The organism is Nonomuraea ceibae (assembly GCF_019396325.1).
GTDB lineage: Bacteria > Actinomycetota > Actinomycetes > Streptosporangiales > Streptosporangiaceae > Nonomuraea > Nonomuraea ceibae.
In genome coordinates this window covers 13,090-35,839 of sequence record NZ_JAHKRO010000062.1, presented here as the reverse complement: position 1 = coordinate 35,839, position 22,750 = coordinate 13,090, and the positions used below count along the sequence as shown (strand labels likewise).

The 22,750-nt window shown below is 71.8% G+C and carries 23 protein-coding genes; 6 read left to right on the top strand and 17 right to left on the bottom strand.

Annotated elements, in window-relative coordinates; genetic code table 11:
- Positions 1-22 precede the first annotated feature (22 nt).
- Positions 23-1,630, top strand: coding sequence for an amidohydrolase (locus KME80_RS30755; RefSeq protein ID WP_219509929.1), 1,608 nt, complete (start codon positions 23-25; stop codon positions 1,628-1,630).
- A gap of 53 nt (positions 1,631-1,683) precedes the next feature.
- Here the strand turns inward: KME80_RS30755 and KME80_RS30750 are convergent, their stop codons facing one another.
- The 5 genes from KME80_RS30750 to gap form a co-directional block, all read right to left on the bottom strand.
- The gene (locus KME80_RS30750) at positions 1,684-2,028 is read right to left on the bottom strand and encodes an RNA polymerase-binding protein RbpA (protein WP_090942943.1); all 345 of its coding nucleotides are present in this window, start codon (positions 2,026-2,028) and stop codon (positions 1,684-1,686) included.
- Between the two features lie 70 nt (positions 2,029-2,098).
- On the bottom strand, positions 2,099-2,329 hold the full coding sequence (gene secG / locus KME80_RS30745) for a preprotein translocase subunit SecG (RefSeq protein ID WP_049564200.1): 231 nt from the start codon (positions 2,327-2,329) through the stop codon (positions 2,099-2,101).
- 99 nt (positions 2,330-2,428) lie between these two features.
- Entirely contained in the window at positions 2,429-3,205 is a 777-nt protein-coding gene (tpiA, locus tag KME80_RS30740; protein WP_281427240.1) for a triose-phosphate isomerase, read from the bottom strand.
- A gap of 1 nt (position 3,206) precedes the next feature.
- The gene (locus tag KME80_RS30735) at positions 3,207-4,394 is read right to left on the bottom strand and encodes a phosphoglycerate kinase (RefSeq protein ID WP_219509927.1); all 1,188 of its coding nucleotides are present in this window, start codon (positions 4,392-4,394) and stop codon (positions 3,207-3,209) included.
- Between the two features lie 66 nt (positions 4,395-4,460).
- Positions 4,461-5,465 carry a type I glyceraldehyde-3-phosphate dehydrogenase gene (gene gap, locus KME80_RS30730; RefSeq protein WP_219509925.1) on the bottom strand — a complete coding sequence of 335 codons (1,005 nt, stop codon included), beginning with the start codon at positions 5,463-5,465 and terminating at the stop codon, positions 4,461-4,463.
- Between the two features lie 185 nt (positions 5,466-5,650).
- On the opposite strand from gap, the gene KME80_RS30725 reads away from it, so the two are divergent.
- Complete coding sequence (locus KME80_RS30725; protein WP_219509923.1) at positions 5,651-6,304, top strand: hypothetical protein; 654 nt, start codon at positions 5,651-5,653, stop codon at positions 6,302-6,304.
- A 24-nt stretch (positions 6,305-6,328) separates the two neighbouring features.
- Here KME80_RS30725 and whiA read toward each other — a convergent pair whose 3' ends face one another.
- The 7 genes from whiA to KME80_RS30690 form a co-directional block, all read right to left on the bottom strand.
- On the bottom strand, positions 6,329-7,309 hold the full coding sequence (gene whiA, locus KME80_RS30720) for a DNA-binding protein WhiA (protein ID WP_219509922.1): 981 nt from the start codon (positions 7,307-7,309) through the stop codon (positions 6,329-6,331).
- Between the two features lie 70 nt (positions 7,310-7,379).
- Positions 7,380-8,357: a gluconeogenesis factor YvcK family protein gene (locus tag KME80_RS30715; protein ID WP_308125990.1), complete on the bottom strand. Its 978-nt coding sequence runs from the start codon at positions 8,355-8,357 to the stop codon at positions 7,380-7,382.
- The gene (gene rapZ / locus KME80_RS30710; RefSeq protein ID WP_219509921.1) at positions 8,354-9,223 is read right to left on the bottom strand and encodes an RNase adapter RapZ; all 870 of its coding nucleotides are present in this window, start codon (positions 9,221-9,223) and stop codon (positions 8,354-8,356) included. Before rapZ ends, KME80_RS30715 begins: the two co-directional genes overlap by 4 nt.
- Positions 9,220-11,121, bottom strand: coding sequence for an excinuclease ABC subunit UvrC (uvrC, locus tag KME80_RS30705; protein WP_372455402.1), 1,902 nt, complete (start codon positions 11,119-11,121; stop codon positions 9,220-9,222). Before uvrC ends, rapZ begins: the two co-directional genes overlap by 4 nt.
- A 112-nt stretch (positions 11,122-11,233) precedes the next feature.
- Entirely contained in the window at positions 11,234-11,692 is a 459-nt protein-coding gene (locus KME80_RS30700; RefSeq protein WP_246646026.1) for a Rieske (2Fe-2S) protein, read from the bottom strand.
- A gap of 46 nt (positions 11,693-11,738) precedes the next feature.
- Positions 11,739-12,209, bottom strand: a complete 471-nt coding sequence (locus KME80_RS30695) for a Rieske (2Fe-2S) protein (protein WP_219509919.1) — start codon at positions 12,207-12,209, stop codon at positions 11,739-11,741.
- A gap of 106 nt (positions 12,210-12,315) precedes the next feature.
- The gene (locus KME80_RS30690; protein ID WP_246646025.1) at positions 12,316-12,720 is read right to left on the bottom strand and encodes a Rieske (2Fe-2S) protein; all 405 of its coding nucleotides are present in this window, start codon (positions 12,718-12,720) and stop codon (positions 12,316-12,318) included.
- A gap of 211 nt (positions 12,721-12,931) precedes the next feature.
- On the opposite strand from KME80_RS30690, the gene KME80_RS30685 reads away from it, so the two are divergent.
- Together KME80_RS30685 and KME80_RS30680 are read left to right on the top strand one after the other, a co-directional pair.
- Entirely contained in the window at positions 12,932-14,077 is a 1,146-nt protein-coding gene (locus KME80_RS30685) for an alkaline phosphatase PhoX (protein WP_219509917.1), read from the top strand.
- A gap of 63 nt (positions 14,078-14,140) precedes the next feature.
- Positions 14,141-15,004 (top strand): SGNH/GDSL hydrolase family protein, encoded by an 864-nt coding sequence (locus KME80_RS30680; RefSeq protein WP_219509916.1) that lies wholly within the window; start codon positions 14,141-14,143, stop codon positions 15,002-15,004.
- A gap of 68 nt (positions 15,005-15,072) precedes the next feature.
- On the opposite strand, the gene KME80_RS52910 is transcribed toward KME80_RS30680, so the two are convergent.
- Together KME80_RS52910 and uvrA are read right to left on the bottom strand one after the other, a co-directional pair.
- Positions 15,073-16,293, bottom strand: coding sequence for a PucR family transcriptional regulator (locus KME80_RS52910; protein WP_219509914.1), 1,221 nt, complete (start codon positions 16,291-16,293; stop codon positions 15,073-15,075).
- Between the two features lie 77 nt (positions 16,294-16,370).
- Entirely contained in the window at positions 16,371-19,211 is a 2,841-nt protein-coding gene (gene uvrA / locus KME80_RS30670; protein WP_219509912.1) for an excinuclease ABC subunit UvrA, read from the bottom strand.
- Between the two features lie 234 nt (positions 19,212-19,445).
- On the opposite strand from uvrA, the gene KME80_RS30665 reads away from it, so the two are divergent.
- Both KME80_RS30665 and KME80_RS30660 read left to right on the top strand, forming a co-directional pair.
- A complete protein-coding gene (locus KME80_RS30665) occupies positions 19,446-20,222 on the top strand; it encodes a maleylpyruvate isomerase family mycothiol-dependent enzyme (protein ID WP_219509911.1) in 777 nt (258 codons plus the stop codon).
- Complete coding sequence (locus KME80_RS30660) at positions 20,219-20,875, top strand: MBL fold metallo-hydrolase (RefSeq protein ID WP_219509910.1); 657 nt, start codon at positions 20,219-20,221, stop codon at positions 20,873-20,875. Before KME80_RS30665 ends, KME80_RS30660 begins: the two co-directional genes overlap by 4 nt.
- A gap of 14 nt (positions 20,876-20,889) precedes the next feature.
- Here KME80_RS30660 and KME80_RS30655 read toward each other — a convergent pair whose 3' ends face one another.
- The 3 genes from KME80_RS30655 to KME80_RS30645 all read right to left on the bottom strand — a co-directional run bounded on the left by KME80_RS30655 (position 20,890) and on the right by KME80_RS30645 (position 22,667).
- Positions 20,890-21,153 (bottom strand): hypothetical protein, encoded by a 264-nt coding sequence (locus KME80_RS30655; RefSeq protein WP_219509909.1) that lies wholly within the window; start codon positions 21,151-21,153, stop codon positions 20,890-20,892.
- Positions 21,154-21,217: 64 nt separating this feature from the next.
- On the bottom strand, positions 21,218-22,039 hold the full coding sequence (gene pssA / locus KME80_RS30650; protein ID WP_219509908.1) for a CDP-diacylglycerol--serine O-phosphatidyltransferase: 822 nt from the start codon (positions 22,037-22,039) through the stop codon (positions 21,218-21,220).
- On the bottom strand, positions 22,026-22,667 hold the full coding sequence (locus KME80_RS30645; protein ID WP_219509907.1) for a phosphatidylserine decarboxylase: 642 nt from the start codon (positions 22,665-22,667) through the stop codon (positions 22,026-22,028). Before KME80_RS30645 ends, pssA begins: the two co-directional genes overlap by 14 nt.
- Between the last annotated feature and the right edge of the window lie 83 nt (positions 22,668-22,750).

Genomic DNA, 22,750 nt, shown 5'->3' with positions numbered 1-22,750 from the left:
CCTGCCAGATAGGAGATCTTCCATGAGCGTGCTGTTCCGGGGCGGGCGCGTGTTCACCGCGACGGGCGCCTTCGCCGAGGCGGTGCTGGTGCGCGACGGCGTCGTGGCGGCCGTGGGCGCCGAACGGGAGCTGGCCCGGCTGGCGCCCTCCCACGAGACGGTGGACCTCGGCGGCGGCCTGCTGGTGCCGGGCTTCACCGACGCCCACCTGCACCCGGTGCAGGCGGGCCTGGAACGCGCCAGGTGCGACCTGGCCGAGGTGTTCGGGCTGGACGCCTATCTCGCGGCAGTCCGTACGTATGCCGCCGCCAATCCCGGCAAGGAGTGGATCGACGGCGGCGGCTGGGACATGTCGGCGTTCCCGGGCGGGCTGCCCCGCAGGGAGCAGCTCGACTTCCTGGACCGGCCCGCCTACCTGATCCAGCGCGACCACCACGCCGCCTGGGTCAACAGCCGGGCGCTGGAGCTGGCCGGGATCACCCGCGACACGCCCGACCCGGCCGACGGGCGGATCGAACGCGACCCCGACGGCACCCCGACGGGCGTGCTGCACGAGGGCGCGATGGACCTGGTGGGCCTGCTCACGCCCCGCCCGACGGCCGCCGACCTGGACGCCGCGCTGGCCGAGGCGGAGGCGCACCTGTTCTCGCTGGGCATCACCGGCTGGCAGGACGCCATCGTGGGCTCGTACGCGGGCTCCGACGACCAGTTGCCCACCTACCTGTCGGCGGCCCGCTCAGGGCGGCTACGGGCCCGCGTGGTGGGCGCCCTGTGGTGGGACAGGACCCGCGGCCTGGACCAGATCGAGAGCCTGGTGGAGCGCCGGGCGTCGGCCGAGGGCCTGGACCGGTTCGCGGCCGGCTCGGTCAAGATCATGCAGGACGGCATCACGGAGAACTTCACCGCCGCCACCCTGGAGCCCTACTGCCGCTGCGGCGGCACGGGGCTGTCGTACGTGGACCCGGTCAAACTGAAGGAGTACGTGGCCGAGCTGGACCGGCTGGGCTTCCAGGTCCACTTCCACGCGATCGGCGAGCGGGCGGTGCGCGAGGCGCTCGACAGCTTCGAGGGCACCGATCCGGCCAACCGTCACCACATCGCGCACCTGCAGATCATCGAGCCGTCGGACGTGCCGCGCTTCGCCGCGCTGGGCGTCACGGCCAACCTGCAGCCGCTGTGGGCCACCCACCACGCGCAGATGGACGAGCTGACGCTGCCGTTCCTGGGCGAGCCGCGCTCGTCGTGGCAGTACCCGTTCGCGGACCTGCTGGCGCACGGCACCCGGTTCTGCGCGGGCAGCGACTGGCCGGTGTCGGACGCCGACCCGCTGCAGGGCATGCACGTGGCCGTCAACCGGACCGAGCCGGGCGGTTCGGTGCACGCGGGCTACCCGACGGCGCAGACGCCGTTCCTGCCCGCCCAGCGCATCGACCTGGCGACCGCGCTGACCGCGTACACGGCGGGCTCGGCGTGGATCAACCGCTCGCCCGCCGGGGTGATCGAGCCGGGCCGCCCGGCCGACCTGGTGGTGCTCGACCGCGACCCGTTCACGTTGCCGGAGAAGGACATCTGGACGACGCGGGTGCGGATGACGTTCGTCGACGGCGTCGCCGTCCACGAACGGGCCTGAACGACGAAAGGGCCCCGGCGGGAGAACCGCCGGGGCCCTTTCACGTCAGCCCGCTACCAAGGGGACTTGTTGTTGCGCAGGCGCTCCAGCGCTTCCTCGAGGATCGCCTTGCCGTCCTTGTCGCTCCGGCGCTCCTTCACGTAGGCCAGATGCGTCTTGTACGGCTCGTTCTTCGGCGGAGCAGGCGGGGCCTCCTCGTCCTGGCCGGCCGGGAGGCCGCAACGCGGGCAGTCCCACAGCTCGGGGACCGCCGCGTCACTGGCGAAGCTGGGGCGCGTCTCATGCATGTTGGCGCACCAGAACGAGACCCGCACTCTCGGAGCTGCCTCGCCGCGCTCGGCCTCCCCCATAGGGCCGGCGCCGACACGGCTGCCACGGATCGCGTTGCCACTACCCACGGATGAACTCCTCGCTCGATCGCCCCGTGTGACACGGGGGGAGAATCACTGTCACGCGTTGTCGCTTGTCTCAGGGCCTGACGAGCAGGCCCAGAGCGATGATGCAGACGAACCAGACGACGCCCGTGATGACGGTGAGCCGGTCGAGGTTGCGCTCCACCACCGAGGAACCACCGAAGTTCGACGAGAAACCGCCGCCGAACATGTCAGACAGGCCGCCACCCTTGCCCTTGTGGAGCAGGACGAGCAAGATCATGAGCAGGCTCGTCAGGATGAGGGCGATGGAGATTCCGAGTTCCACGGTATGCCTGTTCCTTCAATGGTCTGGTACGCGTGACGATTCAAACTTGCCTCTTGAGGGTACGGCCTCGTGTCAAGTCGCACCCCCAGAACGGCTGAGTTAGCCGGGCATATCGGTGAAACGGCAGATCTTCACGAACTCCGCGGCGTCGATGCTGGCCCCTCCCACGAGGGCGCCGTCGACATCCGGCTGAGCCATGATCCCTGCGATGTTTCCCGACTTGACCGAGCCACCGTAAAGGATACGGACCGCCGAGGCCACTTCGGGGTTGTAGAGCTCCGCGAGTCGCACCCGCAGCGCCCCGCAGACCTCCTGGGCGTCCTCGGGGGTGGCCACCTCGCCGGTGCCGATCGCCCACACCGGCTCGTAGGCCACCACCATCGATTGTGCCTGCTCGGCGGAGACCTTGCGCAGGGCTCCGTCGAGCTGGGCCAGCGTGTGCGCGATGTGACCGCCCGCCTGGCGCACCTCCAGGCCCTCGCCCACGCACAGGATCGGCGTCAGCGAGTGGCGCAGCGCGGCCAGCACCTTGGCGTTGACCAGGTCGTCGTCCTCGTGGTGGTACTGCCGCCGCTCGGAGTGGCCGACGGCGACGAACGTGCACCCCAGCTTGGCGAGCATCACGCCCGACACCTCACCGGTGTAGGCGCCCGCGTCGTGCGGGGACAGGTCCTGGCCGCCGTGCACGATGCGCAGCTTGTCGCCGTCGATGAGCGTCTGCACGCTGCGCAGGTCGGTGAACGGGGGCAGGACGGCCACCTCGACGCGGTCGAAGTCCTTGTCGCCGAGCGCGAAGGCCAGCTTCTGGACCAGCGCGATCGCCTCGAGGTGGTTGAGGTTCATCTTCCAGTTGCCGGCGATGAGCGGCTTTCTCAAGTCAGTCCTCCAGGGCGGCGAGTCCGGGGAGCGTCTTGCCCTCCAGATATTCAAGGCTGGCCCCGCCCCCGGTGGAGATGTGGGAGAAGCCGTCCTCGGGCAGGCCCAGCTTACGCACCGCGGCCGCCGAGTCGCCGCCGCCGACCACGGTGAAGGCGTCGGCTCCGATCAGCGCCTCGGCCACCGCCCGGGTGCCGCCGGAGAACGCGTCGAACTCGAACACGCCCATCGGGCCGTTCCAGAAGACGGTCTTGGCGTCGGCCAGCTTGGCGGCGAACAGCTCGCGGGTCTCGGGCCCGATGTCGAGGCCCTCGCGGTCGGCCGGGATGGCCGTGGCCGCGACCGCCTCGTGCGGGGCGTCGGCGGCGAAGTGCGTGGCCGCCAGCACGTCGACGGGCAGCACCAGGTCGACGCCGCGCCGGCCGGCCTCGTCGAGGAAGCCGCGCACCTGGTCGAGCTGGTCCTCCTGCAGCAGCGACCCGCCGACCTCGTGGCCCTGGGCCTTGAGGAAGGTGTAGGCCATGCCGCCGCCGATGAGCAGCCGGTCGACCTTGGTCAGCAGGTTGGCGATGACGCCGAGCTTGTCGCTGACCTTGGCGCCGCCGAGCACGACCACGTAGGGGCGCTCGGTGTCCTCGGTGAGCCGTCTCAGCACGTCCACCTCGGCCACGACCAGCCCGCCCGCGGCGTGCGGCAGCAGCGCCGGCACGTCGTAGACGCTGGCGTGCTTGCGGTGCACGGCGCCGAAGCCGTCACCGACGTAGAGGTCGGCGAGCGCGGCCAGCCTCTCGGCGAACGCGCGGCGGGCCGCGTCGTCCTTGGACTCCTCGCCCGGCTCGTAGCGCAGGTTCTCCAGCAGGGCCACCTGGCCCTCCTGGAGGCCCTGCACGGTGGCCTGGGCGCTGTCGCCGACCACGTCGGAGGCGAAGGCCACCTCCTGGCCGAGCAGCTCGCCCAGGCGGGCCGCGACGGGCCGCAGGGAGTATTTCGGGTTGGCCTCGCCCTTGGGCCGCCCCAGGTGGGCGCAGACGACGACCTTCGCGCCGCGTCCGGCCAGCTCCTGGATGGTGGGCAACGACGCGCGGATGCGCCCGTCGTCGGTGATCGTCTCGCCGTCGAGAGGCACGTTCAGGTCGGCGCGCACCAGCACGCGCCGTCCCTTCACATCGAGATCGTCGATCGTCCGCAACTGTGCTCCTTCTGCGGAGGCGCGCGGGCCGCCCGGGCGGACGGCCCCGCTTCGCTCCGGAATCGGTCAGATGTCCGCGCCCACCAGCTGGATGAGGTCGACGAGGCGGTTGGAGTAGCCCCACTCGTTGTCGTACCAGCCGACGACCTTGACCTGGTTGCCGATCACCTTGGTGAGGCCGGCGTCGAAGATGCAGGAGGCCGGGTCGGTGACGATGTCGGAGGAGACGATCTCGTCCTCGGTGTAGGTCAGGACGCCCTTGAGCGGGCCCTCGGCGGCGGCCTTGAGCGCGGCGTTGACCTCTTCGACGGTGACGTCGCGGCCGACCTCGACGGTCAGGTCGGTGGCCGAGCCCGTGGGGATCGGCACGCGCATCGCGAAGCCGTCGAGCTTGCCCTTGAGCTCCGGCAGCACCAGGCCGATCGCCTTGGCGGCGCCGGTGGAGGTGGGCACCACGTTGAGCGCGGCGGCGCGGGCGCGGCGCAGGTCCTTGTGCGGGCCGTCCTGCAGGTTCTGGTCCTGCGTGTAGGCGTGGATGGTGGTCATCAGACCCTTCTCGATGGTGAAGGTGTCGTGGATGACCTTGGCCATCGGGGCCAGGCAGTTGGTGGTGCAGGAGGCGTTGGAGATGATCGTGTGCTGGGCCGGGTCATAGGAGTCGTGGTTGACGCCCATGACGATGGTGACGTCCTCGTTCTTCGCCGGGGCGGAGATGATGACCTTCTTGGCGCCGTTCTCGGCGTGCACCCGGGCCTTGTTGGCGTCGGTGAACAGGCCGGTCGACTCGACCACCACGTCGACCCCGAGGTCGCCCCACGGCAGCTTGCCCGGGTCGCGCTCCTCGAACACCTTGATGGCCTTGCCGTCGACGGTGATCTCGTCGCTGGAGGCCTTCACCTCGTACGGCAGGCGGCCCAGGATGCTGTCGTACTTGAGCAGGTGGGCCAGCGTCGCGTTGTCGGTCAGGTCGTTGACCGCGACGATCTCGATGTCCTTGCCACTGGCGGCGACCGCGCGCCAGAAGTTGCGACCGATGCGGCCGAAGCCGTTGACGCCTACGCGGATGCTCACGGAACCGATCTCCTCGTACGTGATGACGGGCTGATACCTCAACTCTCGAACCCTATCGGAAGCAAATTGGTTTAGACCACTGCCACCCCCGCCTGGAGAATCGAGGTTCGGTAAGCACAATTTGTGAGGTTCGAGTAAAGTGCCCGACTCGTCGGAGTAAATTCAGGCATTCTCTGGGGGCTGAGATGTCACAACACCGATCCGGCCTGCTGTCCGGCCTGATCATCGGCTTCATCGCGATGCTGCTGTGCGCGGCCGGCGTCGCGGCGGCCTTCCTCTACGACGGCGACCTCGTTCCCGAGGCCGTGCGCGCCTTCGGCGACGGCGTCCCGCTGTCCGCCGGGATCGCCCTGGTCGCCGGTCTCCTGGTCGGCGCGGCGATCTGCCTGATCCGCCCGCGCGCCCTCGTGCTCCCGCTCGTGGCGGCCCTGTACGGGGGCGGGGCCGTCGTGGCCGGCGCGATCGCGAACACGGCGGCGGTCCCCGGGTATTTCGCCTACACGCCGGCCTCGGAGCCGTGGAAGCCGCCGCTTCGCACGCTCGAGGAGTTCCTGGCCGCCCTGCCCGACGCCGCCGCCCTCGTCTGGCCGCAGCTGTATCGGTCGTGGCAGATCCCCGCGGTGGTGGCCGCCGCGGCCCTGCCCGCCTTCCTGCTCGTCCTCGTACGCGTCCTGCGCCTGCGCAGGAAGGCCAGGGCGGCTGCCGCCGCCGAGAAGCCCGAGAAGCCCGAGGAGGGGGAGGAGCCCGAGTACCGGGCTCCCTTCGAGCCCCTGCAGGCGGCCAAGCCGGCCACCACCCCGCCCAGCCTCTTCACGCCGCCCGACCGCGACGCGACGTGACCCGGCGGTCCCATACGGGGGACGTCAGGAGGAGAGCATCTCAACCGTGAGATTTGCCTCGGTGTTGGGGATGCCGAGGTCGGAGGCGCGCTTGTCGGCCATGGCGAGCAGCCGCCGGATGCGGCCCGCGATCGCGTCCTTGGTCAGCGGCGGGTCGGCGATCTGGCCGAGCTCCTCCAGGGACGCCTGCTTGTGCTCCACCCGCAGCCGCCCGGCCACCACGAGGTGGTCCGGCGCCTCGTCGCCGAGGATCTCCAGGGCGCGCTGCACGCGGGCGCCGGCGGCGACGGCGGCGCGGGCCGAGCGGCGCAGGTTGGCGTCGTCGAAGTTGGCCAGCCGGTTGGCGGTGGCCCGGACCTCGCGGCGCATCCGCCGCTCCTCCCAGGCGAGCACGCTGTCGTGGGCGCCGAGACGGGTGAGCAGGGCGCTGATGGCGTCGCCGTCGCGGACCACGACCCGGTCGACGCCGCGCACCTCGCGCGCCTTGGCGTGGATCTTCAGCCGCCGGGCCGAGCCGACCAGGGCCAGCGCCGCCTCCGGGCCGGGGCAGGTGACCTCCAGCGACATCGACCGGCCCGGCTCGGTGAGCGAGCCGTGGGCCAGGAACGCGCCGCGCCAGGCCGCCTCGGCGTCGCAGGCCGCCCCCGCGACCACCTGCCGGGGCAGGCCGCGCACGGGCCGTCCGTGGTTGTCGATCAGCCCGGTCTGGCGGGCCAGCGCCTCGCCGTCGCGGTAGACGCGGACCACGTAACGTGATCCCTTGCGCAGCCCGGCCGGCGCGAGCACCAGCACCTCCGCCTTGTGGCCGAACACCTCTCCGATGTCCTTGATGAGCCGCCGCGCGGTCGCGTTGGTGTCGAGCTCGGCCTCGATCACGATGCGCCCGCCCACGAGGTGCAGGCCGCTGGCGAAGCGCAGCAGCGTGGACACCTCCGCCTTGCGGCAGCAGGGCTTGAGCACCGGCAGCCGGCTCAGCTCGTCCTTGACCACACCCGTCATTGCCATAAGCGTTTAGTCCTCCCCCATCAGACCGGTCCTAGCAGTCTCTCGCACCTTCTCGCCACGCCGACCAGGATCAACGCTTCTGGAGGAAAATCTCGTCCAGGACGGAGGCAAGACGTCGTGCATCGTGCCTCGGCGAGCCGTCGCGGGCGGCGACGTCGGCCAGGACCAGCCGGGCGCCGAACGCGGCGGCGGCCTTCTCCAGCGCGGCGGGGTCGTCGACCACGCCGGTGTCGGCGAGGACGACGTCGAGGGAGAGCTCGGGGGCGTGCCGCCGCAGGACCTCCAGGTGCTGCTGGGGGGAGAAGTCGTCGGTCTCGCCCGGCTGCGGCGCGAGGTTGAGCGTGACCAGCCTGCAAGCCTCGGTGCGGTGCAGCGCGCGGGCCAGCTCGGGCACCTTGAGGTGCGGCAGCACGCTGGTGAACCACGAGCCGGGCCCGAACACCACCCAGTCGGCCTCCAGCACCGCCTCGACGGCCTCGGGCCGCGCGGGCGGGTCCTCGGGCACCAGGGAGATGGCCCGCACGCGGCCGGGCGTGAGCGCGCACGCCACCTGGCCGCGCACGGTGGAGACGACGCCGTCGAGCTCCACCTCGGCGACGATGTCGAGCGGCACCGAGGCCATCGGCAGCACCCGGCCGTGCGCGCCGAGCAGCCGGCCCACCCAGTCGAGCCCGGCGACGGGGTCGCCGAGGAGCTCCCACAGCGCGACGATGAGCAGGTTGCCGACGGCGTGACCGTGCAGCTCGCCCTCGCTGCGGAAGCGGTGCTGAACGACCTCGCTCCAGGTGCTGCCCCACTCGTCGTCGCCGCACAGGGCGGCCAGCGCCATGCGCAGGTCGCCGGGCGGCAGCACGCCCAGCTCGCGGCGCAGCCGGCCGCTGGAGCCGCCGTCGTCGGCGACGGTGACGATGGCGGTCAGCGCGTCGGTCACCGCGCGCAGCGCCGACAGCGCGGCGTAGAGGCCGTGGCCGCCGCCCAGCGCCACGACCCGCGGGCCCGTCTCTAAGTCGATGCCGCTCAGCGGATCGGCGAAGCCCTCATCCGTCACTCCCGGCCCACATCCCGGTGGCTGACCTGGACCTCCATGCCCCGGTCGCGCAGCCGGGAGGCGACCTGCTCGGCCATGGCGACGCTGCGGTGCTTGCCGCCGGTGCAGCCCACGGCGAGCGTGGCGTAGCTCTTGCCCTCGCGCGAGTAACCGCCGGCGATGACGCGCAGCACCTCCTCGTAGGCGTCGAGGAACTCCTTGGCGCCGGGCTGGCCCAGCACGTAGTCGCGGACGGGCGCGTCGGTGCCGTTCATCGGCCGCAGTTCGGGCACCCAGTGCGGGTTGGGCAGGAACCGGCAGTCGACGACCAGGTCGGCGTCGACGGGCAGGCCGTACTTGTAGCCGAAGGAGACGACGTTGACCCGCAGGCCCGGCCGGTCCTCGCCGCCGAAGTAGGCCACGATCTTGTTGCGCAGCTCGTGCACGTTGTGGGCGCTGGTGTCGATGACGAGGTCGGCGTTGGCCCGCACCTCGCGCAGGATGCCGCGCTCGCGGGTGATGCCGTCGACCAGCCGGCCCTCGCCCTGCAGCGGGTGGGGGCGGCGCACGGCCTCGAAGCGGCGCACCAGCTCCTCGTCGCTGGCCTCCAGGAACACCACGCGCACCCGGACGCCGCGGCCGAGCAGCTCCTCGATGGCGGCGTTGAGGTCGGTGGTGAACGCCAGGCTGCGCACGTCGACGACGGCGGCCACCTTGTCGGCGGCCAGCTTGACCTTGCCCGCCTCCTCCGCCATGGCGAACAGCAGCCCCGGCGGCAGGTTGTCGATGACGAACCAGCCGAGGTCCTCCAGGGCCTTGGCGGCGGTGCTCCGCCCGGCCCCCGACATGCCGGTGACGATGACGAACGCCGGCTCGGTGGACTTCACTGACTCTCCCCCTTCAGGGTCGACACGATCACCTCGGCGGTGGCCGGGCCGATGCCCGGGACCTCGCGGATCTCGTCCGCGGTGGCCTCGCGCAGCTTCTTGACGGAGCCGAAGTGCCGGAGCAGGGCCTGGCGGCGAGCCGGGCCGAGACCGGGCACGCTGTCGAGCGCGCTCTCCTTCACCGTCTTGGACCTCTTGGCTCGATGGTAGGTGATGGCGAACCTGTGCGCCTCATCTCTGACCCGTTGCAGCAGGTAGAGGCCCTCGCTGGAACGCGGCATGATGACCGGCTGGTCGTCGCCCGGCAGCCACACCTCCTCCAGCCGCTTGGCCAGCCCGGCGACGGCCACGTCGTCGATGCCGAGCTCGTCGAGCGCCCGCTGGGCGGCGGCGGCCTGCGGCCCGGCGCCGTCGACGACGACGAGGTTGGGCGGATAGGCGAACTTGCGCGGCTTGCCCGTCTCGGGGTCGATGGGGCTGTGGGCGTCGTCGTCGGCCGCCAGCTCGCCCGTGGCCGAGCGCTCCTCCAGGTAGCGGCGGAAGCGGCGCAGGATCACCTCGTGGATGGAGGCGACGTCGCCTTCCTTGGTCTTGACGGCGAAGCGCCGGTATTCGGACTTGCGGGCCAGGCCGTCCTCGAACACCACCATGGACGCCACCACGTTCTCGCCCTGCAGGTGGGAGACGTCGTAGCACTCGATGCGCAGCGGCGCCTGGTCGAGGTCGAGCGCGTCGGCGATCTCCTGCAGGCCCTTGCTGCGCGTGGTGAGGTCGCCGGCGCGGCGGACCTTGTGCTGGGCGAGCGACTCCTTGGCGTTGCGCTCGACGGTCTCCATGAGCGAGCGCTTGTCGCCGCGCTGCGGGACGCGCACGTCGACGCGGGCGCGCCGCTGCTCCGACAGCAGCTCGACGACGGCCTCGGCGTCGGGCGGCAGCGCCGGGACGAGCACCTCGCGGGGCATCGACTCGGGGCTCGCCTCGGCGTACATCTGCAGCAGGAACTGCTCGACGAGCTCGCCCGGCGAGGTCTCCTCCACCTTGTCGACGACCCAGCCGCGCTGGCCCCTGATGCGCCCGCCGCGTACGTAGAAGACCTGGACGGCGGCCTCCAGCGGGTCCTCGGCGAGCGCCACGACGTCGGCGTCGGTGCCCTCGCCGAGCACGACCGCCTGCTTCTCCAGCGCCCGCTGGAGCGCCTGGATGTCGTCGCGCAGCCGGGCGGCGCGCTCGTACTCCTGCTCGGCGGCGGCCTCGCGCATGTCCTTCTCCAGGCGCTTGATGAAGCGCCCGGTGTTGCCCGCCATGAAGTCGCAGAAGTCCTCGGCGAGGTCGCGGTGCTCCTCGGGCGTGACGCGGCCCACGCACGGCGCCGAGCACTTGTCGATGTAGCCGAGCAGGCAGGGCCGGCCGATCTGCCCGGCCCGCTTGAACACCCCGGCGCTGCAGGTGCGCACCGGGAAGACGCGCAGCAGCAGGTCGACGGTCTCGCGGATGGCCCAGGCGTGGGAGTAGGGGCCGAAGTAGCGGGTGCCCTTGCGCTTGGCGCCGCGCATGACCTGCACGCGCGGGAAGTCCTCGCCCATGGTGACGGCGAGGTAGGGGTAGGACTTGTCGTCGCGGTACTTGACGTTGAAGCGCGGGTCGTACTCCTTGATCCAGGAGTATTCGAGCTGCAGCGCCTCGACCTCGGTGCCGACGACGGTCCAGTCGACGCCGGCGGCGGTGGTGAGCATGCTCTGGGTGCGCGGGTGCAGCGTGGAGAAGTCGGCGAAGTAGGAGTTGAGCCGCTGGCGCAGGCTCTTGGCCTTGCCGACGTAGATCACCCGGCCGTGGGGGTCGCGGAACCGGTAGACCCCGGGGGAATCGGGGATCGACCCTGACTTCGGCCGGAAACTCAAGGGGCTGCCCGCTGATCTCGCCACGTTTTCCAGCCTAGTGGCCGCCACCGACAAGCTCACCCGCCGTGCCCCCGGGCGGGTACGACGGGTAGGCACGGCGGGCAGGGGTGGGTCAGGCGAGGGAGATCTGGTCGCCTTCGACTTTGATCTGCCGGACGGGCAGCGCCTCGGTCGCGGGGCCCTGGGCCACGGAACCGTCCTCGATCTTGAACTTGCTGCCGTGGCACGGGCAGTCGATGGTGCCGTTCTCCACGCTCGCGACCGGGCAGCCCTTGTGGGTGCAGTCGGCGCTGAACGCCTTGAACTGGCCCTCCGCCGGCTGGGTGATGACGATCTTCTGCTCCTTGAAGATCGTCCCGCCGCCGACGGGGATGTCGGAGGTCTTGGCCAGCCCGCCCTGCGGCGCGCTCCCGGCGGACTCGGTGGGCGCGGCGGGCGCGCTGGTCGCGGTAGTGGCGGTGGTCGCGCCGGTCGTGCCGCTGTCGCCGCCGCACGCGGTCAGGGCCACGGCCAGGCCACTCGCGCCCACCCCGGCGATCACCGCTCTGCGGCTCTGAAGGTCTCGTCCCATGCCGGCCAGCCAACCGCATCCAGGTGAGAATTCGATGAAGAACCCCTTAGCCCAGCCTGATCTTGCCACCGGACACGGTGATCTTCTTCTCGGCGAGCGGCTCGGTGGCCGGGCCCTCCGCCACGGAACCGTCCTCGATCCTGAACTTGCTGCCGTGGCACGGGCAGTTGATCGTCCCGCCGACGACCTCGGCGACCGTGCAGCCCGCGTGGGTGCACGTCGCCGTGAACGCCTTGAACTCGCCCTCGACCGGCTGGGTGACGACGACCTTCTGCTTGTCGAAGATCACGCCCTCGCCGGCGGGGATATCGGCGGTCTCGGCCAGCGCCTTCGGCTCTTTCTTCCTCTTGGGCGCGGCCTGCGACTCCTCGGCGGGCGGCTCCTCGGCCGCGTCGACGGCGGCGTCGAAGGCCGCCTCCCCGGTGGGCTGCCCGTAGGCGGCGCAGGCGGTCAGGACCGCGGCCAGCCCGGCGCCTCCGGCTCCGAACACCACCGCCCGGCGCGTCGTATCGGTCATGATGCGTCCTTCCAGGTTTCGGGTCTCACTCGCAGGTACGGCCGGCGGCCGTGAGCCGGTTCAGCCTCCCGCGCCCCGATCCCGGGAACCACGCACAATTACCCGTTCACACCACCACGATGGCGTCGCCCTCGATCTTGACCGCGTAGGGCGTCAGCGGCCCCTGCGCCGGACCGCTCAGCACCGCGCCGGTGTCGGCGGCGAACTCGCTGCCGTGGCACGGGCACCGCATCACGTTGTCCTCGGGCGAGCCGACCGCGCATCCGCGGTGCGGGCAGCTCGCGCTGTACGCCTTGAAGACGCCCTCCGACGGCTGCGTCACCACGATCTTCCACTTGCCGATGACCTTGCCGCCGCCCACGGGCACGTCGGCGACCTTGGCGATGACGTGGCCCTTGACCCCGGGCGTCTGGCGTGTCTTGGCGTCACCGGTGCCGCACGCGCCGAGCGCCACCCCGCACGCCATCACCCCGGCAGCTCCCAGCGCCTCACGCCGGCCGACTCCAGGCATGGCGGAGCCCCCCTCCATGATCGATGACCCCCTGCAGGTCACGGTTCACCCTAGGGGCGGTGATGTCCGGTCCGGTAAGCGGGTGCGGGTGCGGGCTTTGTGACGGGTCACAGCGGCGGCCCGCCGACTTTGCCGCGCCGTCCAATTCACAGGATGCCGCCGACGGATCATCGTGTGCTGCGAACGCCCTCACGCACGCACGGGAGTCGCCATGCAGCGTCGCACGTTCCTCCGCACCGTCTCCGCCGGGCTGGGCGCCGTCGCCTTCTCGGGCGCCCTCTGGCACGAGGCGGCGAGCACGTCGGCGGTCGCCGCGGGCGCGAGCCCATACGGCCCGCTCGGCCCGCCGGACGCGAACGGCGTCGCGCTGCCCGCCGGGTTCACCAGCCGGGTGGTGGCCAGGACGGGCCACCCGATCGGCGGCACGCTGTGGCACCCGGCGCCCGACGGCGGCGCCTGCTTCGCCGCGGGGACGGGCTGGATCTACGTGTCCAACTCGGAGGTGCCGCTGGTCGGCGGCGCGACCGCGATCCGGTTCCGCCCGGACGGCTCGGTCGAGCGCGCCTACCGCATCCTCGACGGCACCAACGTCAACTGCGCGGGCGGCCGTACGCCGTGGAACACGTGGCTGTCCTGCGAGGAGATCTTCCGGGGCCGCGTGTACGAGACCGATCCGTACGGTGAGCGCGCGGCACGGTCGCGGCCCGCGATGGGCCGGTTCAAGCACGAGGCGGCGGCCTGCGACCCGGACCGGCGGGTCGTCTACCTGACCGAGGACGAGTCCGACGGCTGCTTCTACCGGTTCGTCCCGGACACGTGGGGCGACCTGTCCAGCGGGCGGCTGGAGGTGTTGTGCGGCGACGCGGCCGGCGGCCCGGTGGAGTGGCGTCCGGTGCCCGACCCGGCGCCCGGCGTGCTGGAGCGGCAGACGCGCCACCAGGTGAGCGCCGCCCGGCACTTCGACGGCGGCGAGGGCTGCCACTACGCGGCCGGGATCTGCTACTTCACGGCCAAGGGCGACCGCAGGGTGTGGGCGTACGACGCCGTGCGGCAGAGCCTGAGCTGGGTCTACGACGGCGGCGGCACGCTCGACGGCGTCGACAACATCACCGGCGCGCCCACCGGCGACCTGTACGTGGCCGAGGACGGCGGCAACATGGAGATCAACATCATCACGCCCGACGGCGTGGTGGCGCCGGTGCTGCGGCTCGACGGCCACGGCGGCTCGGAGATCACCGGTCCCGCGTTCTCCCCGGACGGCACCCGCCTCTACTTCTCCTCGCAGCGCGGCACCAGCGGCGAGCGCGCCGGCACCGGCGGCATCACCTACGAGGTGACGGGCCCGTTCCGTCACTGATCCCTCTTGCCCGGCCGCCGTCACCCCGCGGCGGACCCCCACCCCCCACCGAAGGATGCCCCCATGCTCCGACGAACGACGGTCGCGCTCGCCGCCGCCCTGCTGCTGGCCGGCCTGGCTCCTCCCGCCCACGCCCAGCAGGGCGAGTCCTACGTCGCGCTGGGCGACTCGGCCGCCGCCGGGCCGCTCGTGCCCGACCAGGTGCTGCCCGACCTGGGCTGCCTGCGTTCCGACCGGAACTACCCGCACCTGACCGCGCGGGCGCTCGGCGTGGCGTCCTTCCGCGACGTCACGTGCTCGGGGGCCAAGACGCGGCACATGTACCAGCCGCAGGAGACCGAGCTGGGCTCGGTGCCGCCCCAGCTCGACGCGCTGCGCCCGGACACCACGCTGGTCACCGTGCACATCGGCGCCAACGACGTCGGCCTGACCGGCTTCATCGAGGACTGCCTCAACCTGCTGCCGCCGCCCGTCGGCGACGCCTGCTACAACGACTACACCGACGAGAACGGCCAGGACACCTGGCGGGTCAAGACCGAGGCGCTGCGCCCGACGCTCGTCACGCTGGCCGGCGACATCCGGGCCCGCTCGCCGCAGGCGCGGATCTTCCTGGTCGGCTACGCCACCTACGCCCGGCCGGACGGCTGCTACCCGCGCGTACCGATCATCCGGCAGGACGCCAACTACATCCGGGCGACCCTGATGTACTTCAACCGGATGCTCGCCGAACAGGCCGCCGCCGCCGGGATCGGCTTCATCGACCTGCAGACGCCCAGCGCCGGCCACGACCCGTGCGCCTCCCCCGGGGTGCGCTGGATCGAGCCGTACATCCCGGCCTCGCCCGCCGCGCCGTTCCACCCGAACGCGCTGGGCATGCGCAACTTCGCCACCATCGTCACCGGCGCCGTCACCGCCGCGGCCCGCTGACCCGCCCGCCCCGCTCTCAGGCCGGGCACGCGCCCGGGACCGGCACCCTCCCAGACCGGGCGCGCTCCTCAGGCCCGGCGGCCGAGCTGCCGCCGGGCCGTCAGCGCGGCCCCGATCCGCTGGAGCTGGGCCGGGTCCATCGGGTCGAGCCCCGTCAGGCTCACCGCCCGGCGCAGCCGGTAGTCGACGGTGTTCGGGTGGACGTGCAGCAACTCGGCGGTCCGCCGCCGGTCCAGCCCCGTGTCCAGGTACGCGGTCAGCGTCCGCAGCAGGTCGGGATGGGCGCCCAGCGGGTCGAGCAGCCCGGCTAGCCCGGCCACGGCGGCGCTGGGCCGGGTCAGCTGATACTCCAGCAGCACGTCGGCCAGCCGGTGCGCCCCCGGCGGCAGCCCGGCCCCGCGCGCGACCTCCAGCACCTCCTCGGCCAGCTTGGCCGCCTCGGGCACGCCCGCCGGCTCCGCCCACTCCGCCGCCGCCCACACCGGCGCCCCGGCGGCCCGCGCGGCCTCCGCGACCATCTCGCCGACCTCGCACCAGGCCGGCTCCTCGGCGAGCGGCACGAGCACCAGCCCGCCGGTGGCGTCGAGCGCCGACAGCACCTGCTCGGCGGCGTGCCGCTGGACGGCCGTGCGCACCCGGTGCAGCTTGCGCCGCCCGGCGATGGCGCGGCTCACCCGGTCGCCCGCCTCGTCGGGGTGCGCGCCCAGCGCCGTGGCCACCACCAGGTAGCCGGGCGCCAGCCGCACCCCGGCCAGCGCCGCCCGGTCGCCCGCCAGCAGCGCCGAGACGGTGGCGTGCATGGCGTGCTGCTCCTGGCTGAGCATCGCCTCCCGCTCCCCCAGGTACGCGCCGCACACGGCGGACGTGACGGTGCCCGTGTAGGAGAGGATGAGGCGGTTGGCGGCCAGCACGTCGTCCAGGTCGCCGGGCCCGGCGAGCGCGAACAGGTGCTCCCACACCCGGGTCACCCCCAGGTGGTAGGCCGACAGCAGCGCGTCGAGCGGCACCCCCTCCTGCGCCCGCCGCGCCGCCGACGCCCGCAGCGGCGCCAGCTCGGCTCGGGTCGGCGGGCGCCGCTCCCGGAACATCCCGCAGATCATGCGCAGGTTGTGCACGGTGATGCCGGTGATGTCGCCGTCGAGCTCCTCGCGGGGCAGCCGCCGGTAGAGCGGGATCTCCTCGGCGAACGCGGCGACCAGCTCCCTGGCCAGCCGCACCGCCTGACGCTCCAGGAGCTCGTGCACCGGGCACCCGCCCAGCGTGAGCGCCCGGAGCGCATGATCCGCCACGGTCAGACCCTGTCAAATCCCCCGTCGGTAAACAAGGCACCCAACCGTGGCGCTATCGCATCCGCGTTCCCGCGTCGTCAGGACCCCAGGAGCTTGCGCAGGAAGCGGCCGGTGTGACTCTCGTCCACCTGGGCCACCTCCTCCGGCGTGCCGGCCGCGACCAGCGTGCCGCCGCGGGAGCCGCCCTCCGGGCCCATGTCGATGATCCAGTCGGCGGTCTTGATGACGTCGAGGTTGTGCTCGATGACGATGACCGTGTTGCCGCCGTCGACGAGCCTCCCCAGCACGCCCAGCAGCCGCCGGATGTCCTCGAAGTGCAGCCCGGTCGTCGGCTCGTCCAGGACGTAGACCGTCCGGCCCGTCTGCCTGCGCTGCAGCTCGGAGGCCAGCTTGACGCGCTGCGCCTCGCCGCCGGACAGCGTCGTGGCCGGCTGGCCGAGCCGCACGTAGCCGAGGCCCACGTCGTTGAGCGTCTGCAGGTGGCGCTTGATCGCCGGGATCGCGTCGAAGAAGGCGAGCGCCTCCTCGATCGGCATGTCGAGCACCTCGGAGATCGTCTTGCCCTTGTAGTGGACCTCCAGCGTCTCCCGGTTGTAGCGGGCGCCGTGGCAGACCTCGCACGGGACGTACACGTCGGGCAGGAAGTTCATCTCGATCTTGATGGTGCCGTCGCCCGCGCACGCCTCGCAGCGCCCGCCCTTGACGTTGAAGCTGAAGCGGCCCGGCTGGTAGCCGCGCACCTTGGCCTCGGTCGTGGCCGCGAACAGCTTGCGCACGTGGTCGAACACGCCGGTGTAGGTGGCCGGGTTGGAGCGCGGGGTGCGCCCGATCGGCGACTGGTCGACGTGCACGACCTTGTCGACCTGGTCCATGCCGTTGACTCGGGAGTGGCGGCCCGGCACCGTGCGGGCGCCGTTGAGCTCCTTGGCCAGCGCGTTGTAGAGGATGTCGTTGACCAGCGTCGACTTGCCGGACCCGGACACGCCGGTCACGGCGGTGAACAGCCCGAGCGGGAAGTCGATGTCGACGCCCTTGAGGTTGTGCTCGCGGGCGCCCTTGACGGTGATCTGCCGCTTCTTGTCGCGCTTGCGGCGCTTGGCGGGCACGTGGATGCTCCGGCGGCCCGACAGATACTGCCCGGTCAGCGACTCCTCGCTGTTGAGCAGGTCCTGGACGGTGCCGGAGACGACGACCTGGCCGCCGTGCTCGCCCGCGCCCGGGCCGATGTCGACCACCCAGTCGGCGGCGGCGATGGTGTCCTCGTCGTGCTCGACCACGATGAGCGTGTTGCCCATGTCGCGCAGCCGGATCAGGGTGTCGAGCAGCCGCATGTTGTCGCGCTGGTGCAGCCCGATGGACGGCTCGTCGAGCACGTACAGGACGCCGACGAGGCCGGAGCCGATCTGCGTGGCCAGCCGGATGCGCTGCGCCTCGCCGCCCGCCAGGGTGGCGGCGGCGCGGTCCATGCTCAGGTAGTCGAGGCCGACGTCGAGCAGGAAGCCCATCCGCGCGTTGATCTCCTTGACCACCCGCTCGGCGATGTGCATGTCGCGGTCGGACAGCTTGAGCGCGGCCAGGAACTTGGCGCACTCGCCGATCGACATGGACGCGACCTCGGCGATCGACTTGCCCGCGACCGTGACGGCCAGCGTGACCGGCTTGAGCCTGGCCCCCTTGCACGCCGGGCAGGGGATCTCGCGCATGTAGCCCTCGAAGCGCTCGCGCGTCGAGTCGCTCTCCGCCTCGGCGTGACGGCGCTGCACCCACGGGATGACGCCCTCGTAGGTGGTGTAGTAGGAGCGCTGGCGGCCGTAGCGGTTGGCGTAGCGGACGTGGACCTGCTCGTCGTGGCCGAACAGCAGCGACTTCTGCGCCTTCTTCGGGAGCTTGTCCCACGGCGTGTCGAGGGTGAAGCCCATGGTGTGGCCGAGCGCCTCGACGAGCCGGACGAAGTATTCGCTGGTGTGGCCGCCGGACCAGGGGTGCAGCGCGCCGTCGCGCAGCGTGCGCTCGGGGTCGGGCACGACGAGGTCGGGGTCGACCTCCATCTTGGTGCCGAGACCGGTGCACTCCGGACAGGCGCCGAAGGGCGAGTTGAAGGAGAACGAGCGCGGCTCCAGCTCCTCGAACGACAGGTCGTCGTAGGGGCAGTAGAGGTGCTCGGAGTAGAAGCGCTCGCGGCCCGGGTCGTCCTCGGGCAGGTCGACGAACTCCAGCGTGATCGTGCCGCCGGACAGCTGCAGCGCCGTCTCGACCGAGTCGTTGAGCCTGCGCCGCGACGACTCCTTGACCGAGAGCCGGTCGACGATGACCTCGATGTCGTGCTTCTCGTACTTCTTCAGCACCGGCGGCTCCTCCAGCCGCACGACGGTGCCGTCGACCCGGGCACGGGCGAAGCCCTTGGTCTGCAGCTCGCGGAACAGCTCGGCGTATTCGCCCTTGCGGCCCCTGATGACCGGGGCCAGCACCTGGAAGCGGGTGCCCTCCTCCAGGTCCATCACCCGGTCGACGATCTGCTCCGGCGTCTGCCTGGCGATCGGGCGCTCGCACACCGGGCAGTGCGGCTTGCCGATGCGCGCCCACAGCAGCCGCAGGTAGTCGTAGACCTCGGTGATCGTGCCGACCGTGGAGCGCGGGTTCTTGCTGGTGGCCTTCTGGTCGATCGACACCGCGGGCGACAGGCCCTCGATGAAGTCGACGTCGGGCTTGTCCATCTGCCCGAGGAACTGCCGGGCGTAGGCCGACAGGGACTCGACGTAACGCCGCTGCCCCTCGGCGAAGATCGTGTCGAAGGCCAGGCTCGACTTTCCGGAGCCGGACAGGCCGGTGAAGACGATCATCGCGTCTCGCGGCAGGTCGAGCGAGACGTCCTTGAGGTTGTGTTCACGTGCGCCACGCACGATCAGGCGGTCAGCCACGGCGATCCCGATGTCGAAAAGGCGGATAGGTCCACGGGGGATGGTAGACGGGGGCTCCGACAATTTCGGCAGGGCCGCATACCGCCCTGGCGAAAATCCGTCCCTCCCAGGTTACGGCCTGCGCCCACCCGGGCAGGAGGCCTTTCCCTGTCAACGCCATATCAACGCCGCGACCTGCGCCTTTATGCCCGTCCGCCGCCGGCACCCGGCCTCCAGATGATGAAATATCCCCTTATGACCGTCCTTCAGAGCTTGCGTGCCGAGCTGACCGAGGCGACGTCCGGGCTGCTCGCCACGGCCGCCTCCCTGTCCGACGCCGACGTCGCCTCCGCCTCCCGGCTGCCCGGCTGGTCGCGCGGCCACGTCCTCACGCACCTCGCCAGGAACGCCGACAGCCTCGTCAACCTCCTCACCTGGGCGCGGACCGGCGTCTCGACGCCGCAGTACCCGGACGCGCGGGCGCGCGAGGCGGGCATCGAGGCCGGCTGCCACCGGCCCGCCGCCGAGCAGCTCGCCGACCTGCGCGAGAGCGCCGGCCGCCTGGACGCCGCCGCCGACGCCGTCCCCGAGCCCGCCTGGGCCACCCCGGTCGGCGGCCTGCGCCCGCCGCACCACCCCGCCTGGTACGTCCTGGTACGCCGCCTTCGCGAGGTGGGGCTGCACCATGCCGACCTGGGCGCCGGCTACGGCCCGGCCGACTGGCCCGAGACGTTCGTCCGCCGCGAGCTGCACGACTGCCTGCGCACCTGGCCGCACGACCGCAGCACGGTGAGCGCGGTGCGGTTCGTCACCCCCGCGAACGGCCCGGTCGCCGCCGGGTGGGAGGGGCTCGGCGACGGGCCCGTGGTGGAGGGCGCGCCGGCCGACGTGCTGGCCTGGCTGACCGGCCGCTCGGCAGGTGAGGGAGTTAAAGTGGTGCCCGAGGGACGGCCGTGCCCGCCGCCACCGCCGTGGCTGACCACGACCGCGCCCGCTGACCTGCCCGCGACGCCCCCGAAGGACTACCCATGACCTACACCGGCGACGTCCAGGTAGGCGGCCCCGCCGACGTGCGGGAGCTGCCCGATCTGACGATCTGCAAGCTCGCCGTCGGCCCGTACGAGAACAACGCCTACCTGCTGCGCTGCACCGAGACGGGCGACGGCCTGCTCATCGACGCGGCGGCCGAGCCGGACCGGCTGCTGGCCCTGATCGCCGACCAGCCGATCAGCGCGATCGTCACCACCCACCAGCACGGCGACCACTGGCAGGCGCTGGAGCAGGTGCGCAAGGTGACGGGCGCCAAGGTGCTGGCCCATCCGCTGGACGCGCCCGGCCTGCCGGTCCCGGCCGACCGCCTGGTCGAGCACGGCGACCGCATCGCCGTCGGCGTCGTCACCCTGGAGGCGATCCACCTGCGCGGCCACACCCCGGGTTCGATCGCCCTGCTGTACGACGGCGGCGAGGGCAACAAGCACCTGTTCACCGGCGACTCGCTGTTCCCCGGCGGCGTGGGCAACACGTGGAAGGACCCCGAGCGCTTCGAGCAGCTCTACACCGACGTGGTGGAGCGCGTCTTCGACCGGCTGCCCGACGACACGTGGGTCTACCCGGGCCACGGCAAGGACACGACCCTGGGCGCCGAGCGCCCGTCCCTACCCGAGTGGAAGGCCCGGGGCTGGTAGCCGGCGGAAGGGGGTCAGCGGCGGGCCAGGACGCGCACGATGCGCTCGGCCGCCGGCCCCGGCTGGTCGGCCTGCCCGACCAGCTCGCCCCACGACCAGCGATAGAACCATCCGTCCTGGAGCGGCACGCAGTCGACGGTCTCGGCCAGCAGCGCGGTGCCGGGATCGCTGACCCGCAGCACGGGCGGGTCGGCTCTCAGCGTGGCGGTCAGCCCGCGCCGCTCCAGCTCGGCGGCGAGCTTGCCGAGGAAGTACGTGCGCGTGTGCTCGACCGGCATGGCTCCATCAAAGCCGAAGGCGCCGGAGAAGTCCCGCTTCTTCCGGCGCCGCTTGCTCGAATGGTCACTGCCCGATGCGGGAGGCCTCACGGCGCAGTTCGCGCTTGTAGAAGAGCATCCGCAGCGGGATGGCCGCGACGAGCGCGATCTGCATGGTGGCGCCGATCTTGATCGGCAGGTCACCGCCCTCGGGCCAGGCGACCCAGAAGGTGAGGAACGCGACGTTCACCATGATCCATCCGAGGACCACGGCGGCGAGCTGCCCCTTGGGCTTGGGGTACTCGATCCGGCTGACCATGAGCCAGGCCACGCCCAGCACGGCCAGCAGCGACCAGATCCCCGGCTCGAACAGCAGCACGATCGAGATCACGGTCATCGCGCCCATGGGGATCGGCAGTCCCATGAAGTCGCCGCTCTTGGTCTTGACGCAGGCGAACCGCGCCAGCCGTACGACACCGGCGACGAGCACGGCCGCGGCGGCGCCCACCACGGCGAAGAAGGGCACCTGGTGGGTGAACCCGCCCCAGATCACGACCATGAACGCGGGCGCGAACCCGAAGCTGATGACGTCGGCCAGGTTGTCGAGCTCGGCGCCCATCGCGGAGGCGCGGAAGCGCCGCGCGACGAGCCCGTCGAACAGGTCGCAGGTGGCGCCGATGAGCAGCAGCACCACGGCCGTGGCGAAGTAGCTGGGCGCCGGGGTGAAGCTCCCGTCGGTGCGCAGCGCCTCGATGGCCGAGGCGGCCAGCACGCACACGGCCAGGAAGCCGCACAGCGCGTTGCCCAGGGACAGGGAGTCGGCGGCGGACAGGCGGAACGCCTTGCCGACCGGGCCGCGAGGTTCTTCCTCTTCGGCCGGCCAGCCGCCGGCGTCAGCTGTGGTCAATTCTGGTCACCCCCGCAACCGTCTTCTCGCCCACGGACACCGCGGGTGAGATCCCTTCGGGAAGGTAGATGTCGACCCTGGATCCGAGCCTGATGAGCCCGATCCGCTCGCCCTGCGCGACCTTCGCCCCAGCGGTCAGGTACGGCACGATCCGGCGCGCGACCGCGCCCGCGATCTGCACCATCTCGATGTCGCCGAGCGTGGTCTCGAAATGCCACACCACGCGCTCGTTCTGGTCGCTGTCCTTGTTGAAAGCCGGCAGGAACCCACCTGGCACATGCTGCACGGAGGTGACATTTCCCGCAAGTGGCGCCCGATTGACGTGGACGTTCAGCGGGCTCATGAAGATCGCGACCCGGGTGCGGCCGTCCGGCCACGGGTCGACGCTCTGGACGACCCCATCGGCCGGTGACAGGATCCGCCCCTCGCCCGGCCTGCGGTCGGGGTCGCGGAAGAACCAGAGCATTCCACCGGTGAGGGCGCCCAGCGGCACGGCCGCGAGCGCCCAGCGACGGTCCCGTCGCGTCAGGAACGCGGTGGCGGCCGCCGCGGCCGCCGTCGGGAGGAGCCACGGGGAGACCCCGCGTGCGAGCCTGACACGGCCCGGCTTGGCAGAATCGACTGACACGTACAACCTTTGGATGGTGACTGGAACGGAAGCGCTTTGCCGTGATGCTACAGAACGCACAACTATGACACGACGCAACTACA